The 15,957-nt window shown below is 35.6% G+C and carries 13 protein-coding genes, 1 tRNA gene and 1 pseudogene; 7 read left to right on the top strand and 8 right to left on the bottom strand.

Going from position 1 to position 15,957, the window contains the following annotated elements; translation table 11 throughout:
* The first annotated feature begins 66 nt into the window (after positions 1–66).
* Complete coding sequence (locus tag AC0J6S_RS03275; RefSeq protein WP_474955416.1) at positions 67–1,410, top strand: sigma-54-dependent transcriptional regulator; 1,344 nt, start codon at positions 67–69, stop codon at positions 1,408–1,410.
* On the opposite strand, the gene AC0J6S_RS03270 is transcribed toward AC0J6S_RS03275, so the two are convergent.
* Both AC0J6S_RS03270 and AC0J6S_RS03265 read right to left on the bottom strand, forming a co-directional pair.
* Positions 1,403–3,838 carry a hybrid sensor histidine kinase/response regulator gene (locus tag AC0J6S_RS03270; RefSeq protein ID WP_474955415.1) on the bottom strand — a complete coding sequence of 812 codons (2,436 nt, stop codon included), beginning with the start codon at positions 3,836–3,838 and terminating at the stop codon, positions 1,403–1,405. The two genes, AC0J6S_RS03275 and AC0J6S_RS03270, sit on opposite strands and share 8 nt — an antisense overlap.
* 112 nt (positions 3,839–3,950) lie before the next feature.
* Positions 3,951–5,864 carry a S9 family peptidase gene (locus AC0J6S_RS03265; protein WP_474955414.1) on the bottom strand — a complete coding sequence of 638 codons (1,914 nt, stop codon included), beginning with the start codon at positions 5,862–5,864 and terminating at the stop codon, positions 3,951–3,953.
* Positions 5,865–6,101: 237 nt separating this feature from the next.
* Here AC0J6S_RS03265 and AC0J6S_RS03260 point away from each other — a divergent pair, with 237 nt between their 5' ends.
* Both AC0J6S_RS03260 and mtgA read left to right on the top strand, forming a co-directional pair.
* Positions 6,102–7,214 (top strand): NAD(P)/FAD-dependent oxidoreductase, encoded by a 1,113-nt coding sequence (locus AC0J6S_RS03260; RefSeq protein WP_474956317.1) that lies wholly within the window; start codon positions 6,102–6,104, stop codon positions 7,212–7,214.
* The gene (gene mtgA, locus AC0J6S_RS03255; RefSeq protein ID WP_474955413.1) at positions 7,214–7,960 is read left to right on the top strand and encodes a monofunctional biosynthetic peptidoglycan transglycosylase; all 747 of its coding nucleotides are present in this window, start codon (positions 7,214–7,216) and stop codon (positions 7,958–7,960) included. Before AC0J6S_RS03260 ends, mtgA begins: the two co-directional genes overlap by 1 nt.
* 119 nt (positions 7,961–8,079) lie before the next feature.
* On the opposite strand, the gene AC0J6S_RS03250 is transcribed toward mtgA, so the two are convergent.
* Both AC0J6S_RS03250 and AC0J6S_RS03245 read right to left on the bottom strand, forming a co-directional pair.
* Positions 8,080–8,319 carry a GIY-YIG nuclease family protein gene (locus AC0J6S_RS03250; protein WP_474956316.1) on the bottom strand — a complete coding sequence of 80 codons (240 nt, stop codon included), beginning with the start codon at positions 8,317–8,319 and terminating at the stop codon, positions 8,080–8,082.
* A 63-nt stretch (positions 8,320–8,382) separates the two neighbouring features.
* A tRNA-Ala gene (locus AC0J6S_RS03245) sits at positions 8,383–8,459 on the bottom strand.
* A 125-nt stretch (positions 8,460–8,584) separates the two neighbouring features.
* On the opposite strand from AC0J6S_RS03245, the gene AC0J6S_RS03240 reads away from it, so the two are divergent.
* The 4 genes from AC0J6S_RS03240 (at position 8,585) to AC0J6S_RS03225 (ending at position 11,884) form a co-directional block, all read left to right on the top strand.
* Complete coding sequence (locus AC0J6S_RS03240; protein ID WP_474955412.1) at positions 8,585–9,352, top strand: enoyl-CoA hydratase/isomerase family protein; 768 nt, start codon at positions 8,585–8,587, stop codon at positions 9,350–9,352.
* 335 nt (positions 9,353–9,687) lie between these two features.
* Positions 9,688–10,152 (top strand): 6-pyruvoyl trahydropterin synthase family protein, encoded by a 465-nt coding sequence (locus tag AC0J6S_RS03235; protein ID WP_474955411.1) that lies wholly within the window; start codon positions 9,688–9,690, stop codon positions 10,150–10,152.
* 4 nt (positions 10,153–10,156) lie between these two features.
* Positions 10,157–10,909 carry a UDP-2,3-diacylglucosamine diphosphatase gene (locus AC0J6S_RS03230; protein ID WP_474955410.1) on the top strand — a complete coding sequence of 251 codons (753 nt, stop codon included), beginning with the start codon at positions 10,157–10,159 and terminating at the stop codon, positions 10,907–10,909.
* A gap of 162 nt (positions 10,910–11,071) precedes the next feature.
* On the top strand, positions 11,072–11,884 hold the full coding sequence (locus tag AC0J6S_RS03225) for an alpha/beta fold hydrolase (protein WP_474955409.1): 813 nt from the start codon (positions 11,072–11,074) through the stop codon (positions 11,882–11,884).
* Positions 11,885–12,011: 127 nt separating this feature from the next.
* On the opposite strand, the gene AC0J6S_RS03220 is transcribed toward AC0J6S_RS03225, so the two are convergent.
* The 4 genes and pseudogenes from AC0J6S_RS03220 to AC0J6S_RS03205 all read right to left on the bottom strand — a co-directional run bounded on the left by AC0J6S_RS03220 (position 12,012) and on the right by AC0J6S_RS03205 (position 15,946).
* Positions 12,012–12,368, bottom strand: coding sequence for a hypothetical protein (locus tag AC0J6S_RS03220; protein WP_474955408.1), 357 nt, complete (start codon positions 12,366–12,368; stop codon positions 12,012–12,014).
* Positions 12,369–12,516: 148 nt separating this feature from the next.
* Positions 12,517–13,784 (bottom strand): annotated as a pseudogene (locus AC0J6S_RS03215) (MFS transporter).
* 10 nt (positions 13,785–13,794) lie between these two features.
* Entirely contained in the window at positions 13,795–15,495 is a 1,701-nt protein-coding gene (gene recJ, locus AC0J6S_RS03210) for a single-stranded-DNA-specific exonuclease RecJ (protein ID WP_474955407.1), read from the bottom strand.
* 103 nt (positions 15,496–15,598) lie between these two features.
* Positions 15,599–15,946: a HopJ type III effector protein gene (locus AC0J6S_RS03205; RefSeq protein WP_474955406.1), complete on the bottom strand. Its 348-nt coding sequence runs from the start codon at positions 15,944–15,946 to the stop codon at positions 15,599–15,601.
* Positions 15,947–15,957 lie beyond the last annotated feature (11 nt).

The raw sequence follows: 15,957 nt of genomic DNA, 5'->3' as shown, positions 1-15,957 counted from the left end.
TTTTTTGCAAAAAATTATGAGAATACAACTTAAATAACTTTATTTTAGCATTAAAGTTAAAATGTAATGACCAAAATTTTATTGATTGAAGATGATGTGGCTTTTTGTAAATTATTAGAAAAATTTCTGATAAAAAAATCCTTTGAGGTAACGACAGCATTTTCAGCTGCGGAAGCGAAATCTAAAGTAAAAAACAATGAATTTGATCTGATTATCACAGATTTAAGACTTCCTGATTATGATGGAATCCTTCTTATGACTGAAATAAAAGCTAAACATCCTGCTGTCCCAGTGTTATTAATGACTGGATATTCGGATGTGAGCACTGCTGTAAAAGCGATAAAAAATGGCGCAGCAGATTATATCTCCAAGCCTTTCAATCCAGAAGAAGTACTTTTGGTTATCAATAATGCTTTGCATTCAGATAGTAAAGAATTAAATAATGTTGCTTCAATTTCTAAAAGTGTAAAGCAAGCAACAAAAAAAGCAGAAAATAATTTTGTTCAGGGAATTTCTAAAGCTTCCCAAAAACTTGCTGAGTACATCCAACTGGTGAGTCCAACAAATATGTCGGTTTTAATTATCGGCGAAAGCGGAACTGGAAAAGAAGTGATTGCCAAAAGTATTCATGAAAACAGTTCCAGAAAAAACAGTAATTTCATTGCGGTTGATTGCGGTTCCATTCCAAAAGAGTTGGCTGCGAGTGAATTTTTTGGACATGTAAAAGGATCTTTTACCGGTGCAATTCAGGATAAAATCGGTTTTTTTGAAGCAGCAAATGGAGGAACTATTTTCTTAGATGAAATAGGAAATCTTTCTTATGAAAACCAAATCCAACTGTTACGTGCTTTGCAGGAAAGAAAAATTAAACCCGTAGGCAGTAATAAAGAAATCAACGTTGATATCAGAATTATTACCGCAACAAATGAAGATTTGCGAGAAGCAGTAAAAAGAGGGGATTTTCGCGAAGATTTGTATCACAGGATCAATGAATTCTCCATCCATTCGCCTTCATTAACAGAAAGAAATGAAGATTTAATGCTCTTTTCAGATTTTTTTCTGGAAAAATCAAATCAGGAGCTAGATAAAAATGTCCTCGGATTTTCATCTGAAGTGATGGCTATTTTTCAAAATTATAGATGGCCTGGAAATCTTAGGGAACTTCAAAACTGTATTAAAAGGGCAATACTTTTAACACAAGGGGATTTTGTTGAAAAAGCGGCGCTTCCGGCTGAATTTTTTCAAAATGAAGAGAAAGTAACTACTGATTTTTCTTTATCAGAAAATGAAAAAGAAACTATTATGGAAGCTTTAAATAAAACAAATAACAATAAAACAGAAGCGGCTAAATTGCTTAAAATCAACAGGAAAACATTGTATAATAAATTAAAATTGTACAATATTAATTAATTTTTTCCTTTTCCAGATGTACAAAAAGAGCTGTTAGTTTATTTTTTAAATCGGAAACTGCTTGTTTAATTTCATCCGAGGAAAGATCCTCAAGTTCCAATTGGTCTAAAATTATACTAATATCCAATGCTTCTATTTGTTTAAACATTGGATTCATTTTATGGGCGATATTTTTTATTTCCTTAAAATTGCTTTCAGTCTCAGCTTGTTCTAATTCATTTAAACTTTCTATTGTATTCGTCATAAACGATTCTAAAATTTCTTTTAAAGCCTCTTTGTCATCAGCTAAGAATAATTTTAGCGGTTTCAATGTGTATGTTTTTGTTGTGTTTTGAGGACGACTCATTACAGGTAAAACTGCAGGAATTTCACTGATATCTAGAATAGCTTTGATGGTTGCCAAAACAGTTTTTGGGGTGTAAGGTTTCCTGATAACAGTTGTAAATCCAGAATTTTGGTAGTGTTCTAAATCGATGTCATTTCTTCCGGTTACAGCGATGACAGGTTGATTTTCATAATTAGAGATGGTTTTGTTTTGTAATTCTTTCAAAAATGAAAAACCATCCATAACTGGCATCTGAATATCAGTTATGATAAAGTCGAAAGCGTTGTTTTTTATCCACGAAAGTGCATACTGTGCCTTGTCAAAGGGGAAAACAAGATACTGCTGCTGCCGCAAAACCTCTGTGGTCAATTGCAATAAATTTTGATCGTCATCAATAATAATCGCGGTGTATTGTTTTTTTGAGATTTCGATTCCTGTTTCACTACGAGATAATTGCGTATCAAAAATTAACGGAATTTGGATTTCAAAAATACTTCCAGTACCCAGTTTACTTTTCAAATGCAATTCACCGCCTAAAATAGCGATCATTTTTTTAGAAATCGTAAGGCCCAAACCTGTTCCACCATATTTTTTTTCTATTTTTTCATCAGCTTGTGTAAATTCTTCGAAAATTAATTGTTGGTTCTTATCTGCAATTCCAATACCGGAATCTTCGATTAGTATGATTATTGTACCGGTTTCTGAATGAATGTTAGCTTCAATTTTTATAAATCCTTCTTCGGTAAATTTGAAAGCATTCCCAATGATATTTGATAATATTTGTCTTAAGCGAAAAGGATCTCCAATTATTTTTTGGTGTAGTTTAGGATCAATTTCAATGATGAGTTGTATCGGTTTTTGATTGTAAACGGATTGAATGCTGTTGCTTACTTCAGTAATAATATCGGGCAAAGAGAATGCAATTTTTTCAATGGAAATTTTTCCAGCTTCGATTTGCGTGAAATCCAATAAGTCCTGAACCAGTTTTGAAATATAGTCGGAGGAACCCTTGATGTTCTTGGTAAAGTGCAATTGTTTGGTGTTTAAATCTGAATTACCTAGCAGTTCAGTATACCCAATAATAGTACTTAAAGGCGTTTTTAAATCATGGCTTACTGTTGAAATAAGTTGCTCTCTGCTGGTAAGTAATTTTTTAGCCTTAAGATTAGCAGCCTCTAATTGTTTCTTGTATGATTGTGTCTTAGAAAAATCATTTAGTATTAAAATCAGAAAAAATAATGTCAGCAGTAACCCAATTATCGCTGCGGTAGTAACAATTTGATTGGTTTTTTTTAAAGATTCCTCTCTTCCTAAATAGCTTTTGGTAGTGTTAAGAATAATTTCCCGTTCTATAATTCCAAGAACTTTTCTCAATTGGTCCGAGATTGAAAGTTCGTTTTGAAGCAATTTATTTTCCTCAAGACTCAATAGTTTTTTTTTATTTGCGGTCTCTTTTTGTACTTCATTCAGCAACATTTTTGAAACTGATAAAATAGAATCAGATGCCTTTTTACTTAACGTATTGGTGCTGTCATCAGGGATGTTTTGATTGAGATAGGCAACATATTTCTTGAGTACGTTGCGCTCATAGTCTCCCATCATTGCTGGGTTTTTTGCAAAATCCTCCAATTGAAGTTTCCGCATCGAAGACTCCATTTTTGTCAAATCAGAGATGGCATTACTGACTGCAATTTCATCTTCGGTTTTGTTTTTTATAGCTTTTAATTGCTGAATGTTCTGAATTTTTTTGGATAGTAAAACTTGTACACTATCCAGTAATTTAATCTGATATGGAGTAGAAACCACTGCTTTTAAGGAATCAATGTCAACTTTCAGCACTGTAGTCTTTGCAACATAATTTTTGAAATCTTTCTCGGATTCCGACTGAATAGCGATTCTGGCCAGACTTTCTGTTTTGTATAAATCGGACAAGACATTGCTTACCTTCAAAATAGACCCGTTTTTCTCGGTAAAACTTCTTTCAGTTGAAGAAAAACTCTTGTTTTCAGAATATAGAAACCAGCCGACGCTTCCAAAAAGCAGCACTAAAACTAGGTAGCTTACGAAAACTTTTATCGGAATGTAGCTTTTTTTGTTATCCATTTTTCAAAGATAAAAATTAGAAAAGGCTTTAAAGTTAAGATATTCAAAATATTTTGGCATCAACAAAAAAACCTCACGGAAAAGTGAGGTTTCATTTATCAATAATTCTAATCTATAAGGTTTCTTTCAGCCATTTGAAAAATTCACCTTGCCAAACCTGAGCATTTTGAGGTTTTAACACCCAATGGTTTTCTTCCGGAAAATATAAGAATCTGCTTTTTATGCCACGTAATTGTGCTGCTTGGAACGCTTCTTGACCTTGTCCAATTGGTACACGAAAATCTTTTCCGCCCTGAATAATTAAAATGGGTTTGTTCCATTTTTCCACCAAAGTTATTGGATTAAAAGTCGTGTATGTTTTTTGAGCCACAGTATTGTCTTTTTCCCAATATGCACCACCAAAATCCCAATTGCTAAAGAAAACTTCCTCAGTAGTTCCGAACATACTTTGGGTGTTATACACGCCGTCGTGGGAAATAAAAGTTTTGAATCGGTTATTGTGTATTCCGGCTAAATAGAAAACAGAGTATCCGCCATAACTGGCGCCAACACATCCTAATCGAGATGCATCAACATATTTTTCTTTCACCACATCATCAATCGCTGATAGATAGTCATCAATTACTTGTCCGCCCCAATCTTTGCTGATTTGCTCATTCCATTCCACACCGTGACCCGGCATTCCGCGTCGGTTTGGAGCCACAACAATATACCCGTTAGCAGCCATCAACTGTAAATTCCATCGGTAGGAATAAAATTGTGTCAATGCCGATTGTGGTCCGCCTTGACAATACAAAAGGGTAGGATATTTTTTTGAAGCATCAAAATTAGGTGGAAGAACCACCCAAACTAACATTTTTTTGCCATCCGTTGTCGTTACATATCTTCTTTCGGTTTTGCTTAACGCCAAAGAATTATAAGTCGCCGTATTGACATTTGAAAGTTGTTTCCAAGTATTTTTGTTTAAATTATAAGAAAAGATTTCCGCCGCATGATTCATGTCAGTTTTCGTTACGATGATGTTATCTCCGGAAAAACCAACTAAATCATTGACATCAAAATCGCCTGTAGTGATTTGGCTAACGGTGATTGCTCCCGAAGTTTTGGGATTGGTCAGACCTGGAAAATTAACTTCAAACAATTGTTTGGTTCCGTCTATCGGCGCCACAAAATAGATTTTTTTCCCGTCAGGACTCCAAATGAAATGATCAACTGTTCCGTCCCAATTCGCCGTTAAGTTCATTTTCATGCCTTTGAAACTCACTATCAGGTCGTTTTTATCGGCTTCATAACCGTCTCGCTTCATTTGCAACCAGGTTAGATTTCCTGTTGGAGAAAATTGTGGTGCGGTATCATATCCTTGGTTTTCTTCGGTTCTATTAATGGTTTTTCCTGTTTCAAGATTGTACTCGAAAACATTGGTGTTGGTAGAAACAGCATAATCGGTTCCTGCTTTTTTCTTGCTAACATACAAGATGCTTTTGCTGTCTGGCGACCAGATGTAATCTTCGTCTCCGCCAAAAGGTTTTTGTGGACTGTCAAAATTTTCGCCTTTCATAATGTCAATTCCCGCTGCGCCTTCTTTGTTTTCTTTGTAAAAAACATGATTGTATTTGCCTTCGTTCCAAGTGTCCCAATGGCGGTAATTCAAGCCGTCATAGATTTGAACGTCTGATTTTTCCAGTTCCGGATAAAAATCTTTTCCGTGGACTTTTTCGGTTTTAACTTCTTCATTATAAACGATATATTTCCCATCCGGAGAAACATTTTTATCTTTTAATAATTCTTTAGTATCCTTTACTTCAGTTGGATTTCCTCCATTTACGGGTAAAATGTAGAATTTAGAGTCCGATTTGTTTTCTTGTACCGAAGGAGTAGTAACTTTATAAACTACATTTTTTCCATCTTTGGAAATGCCTAAAGGAGTTACTCTTCCTAGTTTCCACAGCAGTTCCGGAGTCATTACATTTTGTGCCATAGCAGTTAAACTCATCATTAATAAGGGTATAAATAGTATTTTTTTCATTGTAATAATTGATTTTTTCGAATGCTAAAATTAGCCAATTTAAATTGATGTTTTTTCGTTTTTAACACTTGCTTTTTAGCCCCGATAAAAGTGGAAATTCTTTCTGGTCCTGAAGTTGCTTAAGGATCTTGAAACAAGTTTAGGACTAGAAAGATTGCAACGGATAGCGGGATTAGCTTTTGAAATAAATCTATGATAAATCCAAAAAATCATTATTTTTATGAAAAATATTTAGACATGGATTTGAGCTATTGGGAATTAAAAAACTGGTTTACTGATGTAGATTATACGATTGTGGGAAGTGGTATTGTAGGCTTGCATGCTGCCTTACGCTTGCGCGAAAGATTCCCGGAAAGCAAAATTCTGGTATTGGAAAAAGGAATGTTGCCACAAGGTGCGAGTACTAAAAATGCTGGTTTTGCATGTTTCGGAAGTCTTTCAGAAATTATAGACGATTTAAAATCCCATTCGGAAGAAGAAGTGATACATCTTATCCAAAAACGTTGGAAAGGATTGCAATTGTTGCGAAAAAGACTCGGTGATGACACGATAGATTTTAAACCGTATGGCGGATATGAGTTGTTTTTAAAAGACGACGAAAGTTGTTACAGTGAGTGTGTAGGAAAATTGCCTTTCATTAATGAAATTTTAAGACCACTTTTTAAAGCGGATGTTTTTGTCAAAGAAGTCGACCGTTTTGGGTTTAATGGCATACAGGAATATTTAGTTTTTAATCCTTTTGAAGCACAGATTGATACCGGAAATATGATGCAGGCGTTGTTGAAAGAAGCGGTATCTAAAAATATTTTAATTTTAAACCAACAAACTGTTACCTCATATTTCGACAAAGGAGATGGAGTAGAAGTGGCGCTTGGCGATTTCAGTTTTATTACCAAAAAAATATTGTTTGCTACGAATGGTTTTGCAAATGCATTGACAAATGGAGCTGTAAAAGCAGCCAGAGCACAAGTTTTAATTACGGAACCCATTAAAAATTTAGATATAAAAGGAACTTTTCACTTAGATAGAGGGTATTATTATTTTAGGAATATTGGCGACAGAATACTATTGGGCGGAGGAAGAAATCTCGATTTTGAGACGGAAAATACAACTGAATTTGGGCAAACAGAAATTGTCCAAAAAAAATTGGAACAATTATTAAAAGAAGTAATTTTGCCGAATCAGGATTTCAAGATTGCACACCGTTGGAGTGGGATTATGGGTATTGGCAACAGCAAGAATCCAATTGTTTCGCAACTGTCTGACAATGTTTATTGTGGAGTACGATTGGGCGGAATGGGAGTGGCAATAGGCAGTTTAATTGGAACAGAATTAGCAGATTTAGTATAATGGCAACAAAAATAACACCAAGAAAATCAAGACAACCCGTTAAAAAACAACCGACCTCTTTTATGAGCAAACTAACCCGTTTTTTATTTAAAGTATTGTTATGGTTCTTCGGACTCTCTCTATTTTTTGTGATATTTTTTAAATTTGTACCGGTTCCGTTTACACCATTAATGGTGATTCGGGCAATTGAAAACAAAGCTGCCGGAAAAGAAGTTTTTTTCAGCCACGACTGGGAACCAATTGAAAATATATCGATGAATCTTCAAAAAGCCGTAATTGCCAGTGAAGATGGAACGTTCCTGAAACATAATGGTTTTGATTTTGTCGCGATGCAAAAAGCATATAAAAGCAATGAAAGAGGTCGAAGAATAAAAGGGGGAAGCACCATATCGCAACAAACGGCCAAGAATGTATTTCTTTGGCAAGGCCGAAGTTATTTGAGAAAAGGACTTGAAGCCTATTTCACTGTTCTGATTGAAATTATTTGGGGGAAAGAGCGTATTATGGAAGTCTACTTGAATAGTATCGAAATGGGGAATGGTGTTTATGGAGCACAAGCGGCTGCAGAACATTGGTATCGAAAAGATGCATCGAGTCTAACACCGATGCAGGCAGCTGGAATTGCAGCAATTTTACCCAATCCAAGAAAATATTCGGCGACCAGTTCTTCCTCGTATATCAACAGACGAAAAGCTAAAATCGTCCGCGTGATGCGAACTGTTGGTAAAATAGATTATTCGAAATAGTTGTCTTTGATTCTAAATATAAAAAAACCGTAAACTCTCACTTAAAAGATTTTACGGTTTTGTTTTGTGGAGAATACCGGATTCGAACCGGTCACCTTCCCGAACGCTTTCGGGACACTCTATTTTGATGATTCTTTTGATATTAAAAATTCAATATATTTTCTACTTTTCTTCTTTTTGATTTCCATCTCTCTTTGCACAGCCAATGACCGTGAATCAAAAATTTCAAAATAAACCATTATCCAATCTTTAGCTGCTTTTGTGTAAGCACTTCTGCTATTTAAATGGTCATTAAGTCTATTTTCAATATTTTTACAGGAACCAGTGTAATATTTGTCTAAAGTTTTAGAGAAAATAATATAAGTATAAAACGTAGGCTTTAAAATAAAAAAGCCTCACATTTCTGTCAGGCTTGATTTTACTGGTGGAGAATACCGGATTCGAACCGGTCACCTCTTGCCTGCCAGGCAAGCACTCTAGCCAAATGAGCTAATCCCCCAAACGTGTTCGCAAATATAACATATAAATTTTCCAAAAAGCAAATTTCAAAATACAAATCCATTCTATTTGAAAAAAAATCAAATCCTGCTTTACTTTTTTTAACTTTACATCAAAATCCCCACTATGGCATCAGAAAACCCAACAGGTTCAATCTTCACAACAATCGAAAACAAAATTGCAACCCTTTCATTTGGTCATCCTTCGAGCAATTCTTTTCCCAGAGAATTGTTAGATCGTCTAATGAATGAGTTCGCTGTTTTGAGTTCAAATCCAGCTGTTTCGGTGATTGTTATTCAAAGTGAAGGCTCTGGAGCTTTTTGTGCAGGCGCTTCTTTTGATGAACTTTTGGCCGTTTCGGATGAAGCTGCAGGAGCCCATTTTTTCTCTGGATTTGCACATTTAATCAATGCCATGCGTTTGTGTTCCAAGCTTATTGTGGGTCGCGTTCACGGAAAATCAGTAGGTGGCGGTGTAGGAATTGCGTCCGCTTGCGATTATACATTGGCCACAAAAAATGCTTCCATAAAATTATCAGAATTAGCGATCGGAATTGGTCCCTTTGTGATTGAACCCGTTGTTTCTAAAAAAATCGGTAAAACAGCTATGGCCGAAATGACTTTAGCAGCTCACGAATGGAAAACTGCTGATTGGGCCGCAGCCAAAGGATTGTACGCCAAAACTTTCGAAACCGTCGAAGAATTGGATGCCGCAATAGCTGATTTCAGCGCTAAATTGGCCAGTTATAATCCCGAAGCTTTAATGGAAATGAAAAAAGTCTTATGGGAAGGAACGCAACATTGGGATACATTGTTGTTGGAGCGGGCCGCGATTTCAGGAAAATTAGTTCTTTCTGATTTTACCAGAAAAGCGTTAGGCCAATTCAAAAAGTAATTTTTTCAGGATTTATTCTGAATTTTTTTCAGGAGCTATTTCCTGCTGTTCACTATGTCTTTTTATAAGGTGAAGAAAAATCACCTTATAAAAAGGATGCCTCCCGAAGCTTCGGGATCATCAGGGCTAGACCTCAGTGTAATCCAAATTATTTTTTTACCATTATGAAATTAAGGTTCATTAAAACCTTAACTTAATTTTTCTTCATTTCTTAATGGTTTAACTATTACATTTTTTATGCTTACTCGGGTTTTAATTCCTTAAAATCGTTTGCCCCACATTTACATCTCATTTCTCATATCAATTTGCTAAATTTGCATCAAAATTATACTCCGATGAGCAATATCAGAATTACAAAACAATTTAGTTTCGAAACCGGACACGCCTTGTATGGCTATGACGGGAAATGTAAAAATGTTCACGGACATAGTTATAAATTGTCAGTAACGGTAATTGGAACTCCAATTACAGATCGTTCCAATGTGAAATTCGGAATGGTAATTGACTTCACGGATTTAAAGCATATTGTAAAAGAAGAAATTGTAGATCAATTTGACCATGCGACCGTTTTCAACGGAACAACGCCGCATATCGAGTTGGCAAATGAATTGATGAGCCGCGGACACCACGTTATTTTGGTAGATTACCAACCAACAAGCGAAAATATGGTAGTAGATTTTTCGCAAAGAATCATCAACAGATTACCGCAAGGAATCACTCTTTTTTCTCTAAAATTACAGGAAACCGAATCTTCTTTCGCCGAATGGTATGCCAGTGATAACATGAAATCCATACTGTAACTTCATGCAATTACCCAATAATAAAAAAATATATTTCGCCTCAGATCAGCATTTTGGCGCACCAACACCTGAATTGAGTTTTCCGAGAGAACAAAAATTCGTGGCTTGGCTCGACGAAGTAAAAGACGATGCTGAAGCTATTTTTCTATTGGGCGATTTATTTGATTTTTGGTTCGAATACAAAACCGTAGTCCCAAAAGGGTTTATTCGTGTTTTAGGCAAAATCGCTGAAATACGAGACAGCGGGATCCCTATATATTTCTTCGTGGGAAATCATGATTTATGGATGGAAGATTATTTTCAGAAAGAGCTGAATATTCCCGTGTTTCATGACAATCAGGAATACACTTTTGGGGATAAAACATTCCTTATTGGCCACGGTGACGGAAAAGGTCCCGGAGATTTAGGATATAAACGCATGAAAAAGATATTTACAAATCCGTTTTTCAAATGGCTTTTTAGATGGCTTCATCCGGATATTGGTGTCAAATTGGCGCAGTATCTTTCTGTAAAAAACAAACTGATTTCCGGCGATGAAGATGTGACTTTTCTTGGCGAAGACAATGAATGGCTGATTCTTTATTCCAAAAGAAAACTGGAAACCAAACACTACAATTACCTTATTTTTGGTCACCGACATTTGCCTATGAAAGTACGCGTAGGAGAAAATGCTGAATATGTCAATCTGGGTGACTGGATTACATATTTTACCTATGGTGTTTTTGATGGGGAGAATTTTGAGATTAAAAAGTATTAGTAAAATATCAAGATTGTTTGCAATTTCCTGTTTTTTGTTTGCTTAAAAAGCTTACAAATATTCTAGTGCTTATTTATCAACGCATGCTTTTTACATATATTTGACCAATAGCAAAGTTATGCGTCAGAACTATGGTGCAGTAAAAAAACGAAACTTACACACATGAGATTTAAAATATTACTTTATACATTGATTTTCTCTTTGGGTGTAAATGCCCAAATAAAATACGGCTCAAATAACGGAAAGTATTTAACAATAAAAGGGACAGAAATTTATTTTGAAGAGTATGGCGAAGGAACTCCTTTAATGTTAATACACGGAGGATTTGGAAGTATTAATGACTTTGAAAAGGTTATTCCAATTCTTTCAGAAAAATATAAAGTTATTATTTCTGATGCACCTGGACTCGGTCGTTCAGAATATTCAAACAGTCCGTTAAGTTATAAATTATTAGCAGATTATAATTCCGAAATCATTGATAAATTAAAACTAGATAGCCTTTATGTCATTGGCTGGAGTGATGGTGCAATTACTGGTTTAATTCTTGCAAAAAACAGACCTGATAAAGTAAAAAAGCTTATAATTTCAGGAGCAAATTATAAAATGGAAGGATTTAAAAATATAGAAGAAGCGAAAAGCTGGACAGACACAAATTGGATTGAAAAAAATTGGTCACATTGGATAAAATATTATCAAAAATTATCATCAAAAGATTGGAAAAGATATGTTGCAGAGGCTAGACGAATGTGGTTTCAAGAACAATATTTTCCAATATCAGATTTAGAAGCAATAAAAATACCAACTTTAGTGGTTTATGGAGACAATGATATGTATACTCTAGAACACGGTATTGAGATTCATAATGCTATAAAAAAAAGTCAATTTTGTGTAATTCCAAATTGTTCGCACGAAGTGTTTGGGGACAAACCTGAAATAATTAGCCAAATATCAATTGACTTTTTAAAACAAAAATAATTGCCCTATGGCTAGATTGTCGATTGGATAGCACGATATCTTTTTTGTACTAATGATGAGGAGTATTTACAACTATGAGAAAGGAAATAATTTTTCGCTCAAGTTATAAATAGTCAAAAATCAATCTCTAATTCATCCCCTCTCTATACAAATAATCATCCAGATTTATTTTAAACAAAGTGCCTTCCACCAAGTCTTTTACGGCATCTAATTCTTCCATGGAAACAGCCAAATCAATTTGGGAACAAGGTGTTTTTAATAAAAATTTGTGGCATTTATTTTTCAGTTCACAATCGTCGCAGCATTTATTTTGGATATAACTCTCTTCAATACAGCGCTTAAATAGTTGCAGTTCTTGTTTGGTAAAATAAAAACCCATTTCTCTAAAAACCAGTTGGACTTTGTCCAATACTACATCATTATCCTTTCTCCAGTAAAAAGCTGTGCCTAAATGGTTATGATATATTTGTTTTATTTCTTGCATCTGTCATCAATTTGAAGCAAATATAAGTATTATTTATATTTGTTCTAAATAATAAAACATAAAAAAGACATAAAAAAAAGTCGGTAAGTAATCTTAGATTAATTTACTGAAAGATAATAAGAAGTGTTTTTTCTACAAAAACTATTTATTACTCGCTCTTTTCGTGTTCCTCAACATCTTTTTGTAAGTCCAGTTTTCTAAAAGTAGGCGATACGGCACCGGTAAGAAATACGGTAATCAATGTCATGCTTCCGCCAAAGACCACTGCGCTAACGGTTCCCATCAGCTTAGCAGTTAATCCGCTTTCAAAAGCACCCAATTCATTAGAGGAACCCACAAATATAGAATTCACGGCTGCAACTCGGCCTCGCATGTGATCCGGAGTTTTCAATTGCAAAATAGTTTGGCGTATCACCACCGAAATCCCATCGAAAACACCGCTAAAAAATAAAGCTGCAACGGACAACCAAAAAATAGAAGAAAGTCCAAAAACGATAATACAAATCCCAAACGCAAAAATTGCCGATAACAGTTTCATACCCGCATTTTTAGTAAAGGGAATGTATGCAGAAATAATCAGCATCAAAAAAGCGCCAACAGCCGGAGCGGCTCTCAAAACACCAAATCCCTGCGGCCCACTTTCAAAATATCTTGAGCGAAAATGGGCAACAACGCAACGGCTCCACCAAAAAGAACGGCAATCATGTCCAGTGATAAAGCGCCTAAAATTGTCTTATTGTTGAAAACAAATTTCACGCCTTCTTTCAAGCTTTCCATAATGGGTTCGCCAATCTTAGGATTTAAAATAGGCTTAGTTGCTATACGGGTTAAAGCGATTAACGCAAAAAGTGAACATCCCAAAACGATAGACATTGACCAATGAACGCCAATCCAATTGATCGAAAAACCGGCTACAGCAGGTCCTAAAACCGAACTTATTTGCCATACGGAACTGCTCCATGTGGCAGCATTGGGATATAATTTTTTAGGAACAATCAATGCCAAAAGAGAAAATATCGTCGGGCCAAGAAAAGCGCGAACCAATCCTCCTAAAAACACGAAAAAGTAAATGGAATATAAAATAGTTTGGGTAGAAAAGTCTTTGATGAAAGGGGGCCACGTGAATAATAACAAACCCAAACTGATGATTGAAAACCCTAAAATACATTTGAAAAGCAATCCTTTTTTCTCTTTTTGATCAACGATGTGGCCAGCAAATAATGCCATCGAAATGGCTGGAATGACTTCCATTAATCCAATGATTCCTAACGACAGCGGATTTTTGGTCAAACTGTATACTTCCCATTCAATGACAATAAACTGCATCGACCAACCAAAAACCATAGCGAAACGCAATAATAAAAAAATATTGAATTCTTTATAACGCAGTGCCGAATAAGGGTCGTTTTTTTTCATAACAATAGAATCATTCTTTAATATCTCGCAATCGCAATTGCAAACTTAATTTACCTTTCCATTCGTTTTCATCGATACAATACAAGGCTTGAAAAGGTTTTTGATGAGTAATCAGCTCGATTTTGTTTCCCAAATTAAACCCAATAGCAGCAATACCTTCGGTCCCGAGGCTTCGGGATTGTTTGACAAAAAGTTTTAAATGTTCTTCATCCTGTCCAAGAGGTTTTCCATAACCGGTGTCTTTGATGTTTTTGGTCAGGAAAATTGGTGTCATATTTTGTGGTCCAAAAGGTTCAAATTGTTTCAGGATTCGGATTAATTTTGGAGTAATATCTGCAAAGTCAATTTCGGCATCGACCGCAATTTCTGGTGTCAGCATGTCCGGATGAATCGTTCTTTCGACTTCTTTTTCGAACGCATCTTTGAAGATTTGGTAGTTTTCTTCCTTTAAAGTCATTCCTGCGGCATACATGTGACCTCCAAATTGCTCCAAATGTTCGGTACAGGCTTCGAGTGCATTATAGACATCAAATCCTTTTACGGAACGTGCCGAAGCGGCATATTTATCGCCACTTTTGGTAAAAACAAGCGTCGGACGATAATAGGTTTCGATCAATCGGGAAGCGACAATTCCAATCACGCCTTTGTGCCAATCTTCTTGAAAGACAACTGAGGTAAAACGTTCTTTTTCATTATTTTCCTCAATTTGTTGTAACGCTTCTTTGGTGATTAATTTGTCTAGATCCTTTCGTTCCGAATTATAGGCTTCAATTTCTGAAGCAAATTGTTGGGCTTGCTCAAAATCAAATTCGGTTAATAATTCCACCGCATGATTCCCATGTTTGATGCGTCCTGCAGCATTTATTCTGGGCGCGATGATGAAAACAACATCGGTAATGTCTAAGGTTTGTTTTTTTATTTGGTGAATGATGGCTTTGATTCCTGGTCTTGGGTCAGAATTGATAACTTGCAATCCAAAATAAGCCAGCACTCTATTTTCTCCGGTCATCGGCACGATATCAGCAGCAATCGCAGCCGAAACTAAATCCAGATACGGAATCAAATCATCAATAGTTTCATTTCGGTTTTGCCCCAAAGCCTGAATCAATTTGAAACCTATTCCGCAACCGCACAATTCATCATAGGGATAGGTACAATCGTCACGTTTTGGGTCGAGAACGGCAACAGCTTCGGGTAAGAATTCTCCTGGTCTATGGTGGTCACAAATGATGAAGTCGATGTTTCGTGCTTTGGCGTAAACCACATGATCGATGGATTTTATACCACAATCCAAAGCAATGATAAGTGTAAATCCATTATCATCAGCAAAGTCAATTCCCTTAAAAGATATTCCATAGCCTTCGTTATAACGATCCGGAATGTAGGTCGCCACGTTCGGATAATAGGTTTTTAAATAGGAAGAAACGAGTGAAACTGCCGTGGTTCCATCTACATCATAATCACCAAAAACGAGAATATTTTCCTCATTTTCAATTGCTTTTTCAATTCGGGCGACTGCTTTTTCCATATCTTTCATCAAATATGGATCGTGCAAATCCTCTAAACTTGGACGAAAAAACCGTCTGGCATCTTCAAATGTTTCAATACCGCGTTGTACTAATAAAGTGGCCACAAAATCTTCTACATTTAACGCTTTCGCTAAATGTTGTACAGTCTCCTCGGAAGGTTTTGGTTTTAAGGTCCAACGCATATTGATTTGGTATTATAAAATTTAGGTATTCAAAAAGGGAACCACCGCTAATTCGCTAATTATTTCTGTCGATTTATAATAGGAATTAGCATTTTTACAATTTTTATTTTTTCAACACTAAAGCACTTCCGTAAAAGGCAATTCCGTCCCAACCGGTTTTCATGAAATTGCGGATGTTTTGATGATCAGTTCCGTTTGGATTTTGTAAAACATCTTCGTAATAATAGGCTCCAAAACAGGCTAGTGTTTCTGCCTCTGATAAGTTTTGAATTTCGGCGAAAGAAAACACTTTGCAAGATCCTGAATTTTCTCCAGCCGCATTGTGTTGCAAGCCGTTCTCGAATGCTATGGGTGTAAAGTCGTAGTTTTCTTCGATAGTAGCAATAGTTTCCGAAAATGCGATTGCTTCAGGTGTTTGTTTTAATTTTTCTAAGAAAGCGGCTATAGTCATATTAATTTTAA

This window comes from Flavobacterium sp. TS_SC_5, assembly GCF_056156265.1.
This window is presented reverse-complemented; position numbering and strand designations above follow the sequence as displayed.

What these genes read in the sequence shown, in the direction of transcription:
- AC0J6S_RS03230 (WP_474955410.1), top strand. Translation starts at nt 10,157, where the DNA reads ATGCAATTACCCAATAATAAAAAAATATATTTCGCCTCAGATCAGCAT.
- AC0J6S_RS03225 (WP_474955409.1), top strand. Translation starts at nt 11,072, where the DNA reads ATGAGATTTAAAATATTACTTTATACATTGATTTTCTCTTTGGGTGTA.
- recJ (WP_474955407.1), bottom strand. Translation starts at nt 15,495, where the DNA reads ATGCGTTGGACCTTAAAACCAAAACCTTCCGAGGAGACTGTACAACAT.
- AC0J6S_RS03235 (WP_474955411.1), top strand. Translation starts at nt 9,688, where the DNA reads ATGAGCAATATCAGAATTACAAAACAATTTAGTTTCGAAACCGGACAC.
- AC0J6S_RS03220 (WP_474955408.1), bottom strand. Translation starts at nt 12,368, where the DNA reads ATGCAAGAAATAAAACAAATATATCATAACCATTTAGGCACAGCTTTT.
- AC0J6S_RS03265 (WP_474955414.1), bottom strand. Translation starts at nt 5,864, where the DNA reads ATGAAAAAAATACTATTTATACCCTTATTAATGATGAGTTTAACTGCT.
- AC0J6S_RS03240 (WP_474955412.1), top strand. Translation starts at nt 8,585, where the DNA reads ATGGCATCAGAAAACCCAACAGGTTCAATCTTCACAACAATCGAAAAC.
- mtgA (WP_474955413.1), top strand. Translation starts at nt 7,214, where the DNA reads ATGGCAACAAAAATAACACCAAGAAAATCAAGACAACCCGTTAAAAAA.
- AC0J6S_RS03260 (WP_474956317.1), top strand. Translation starts at nt 6,102, where the DNA reads ATGGATTTGAGCTATTGGGAATTAAAAAACTGGTTTACTGATGTAGAT.
- AC0J6S_RS03205 (WP_474955406.1), bottom strand. Translation starts at nt 15,946, where the DNA reads ATGACTATAGCCGCTTTCTTAGAAAAATTAAAACAAACACCTGAAGCA.
- AC0J6S_RS03275 (WP_474955416.1), top strand. Translation starts at nt 67, where the DNA reads ATGACCAAAATTTTATTGATTGAAGATGATGTGGCTTTTTGTAAATTA.
- AC0J6S_RS03270 (WP_474955415.1), bottom strand. Translation starts at nt 3,838, where the DNA reads ATGGATAACAAAAAAAGCTACATTCCGATAAAAGTTTTCGTAAGCTAC.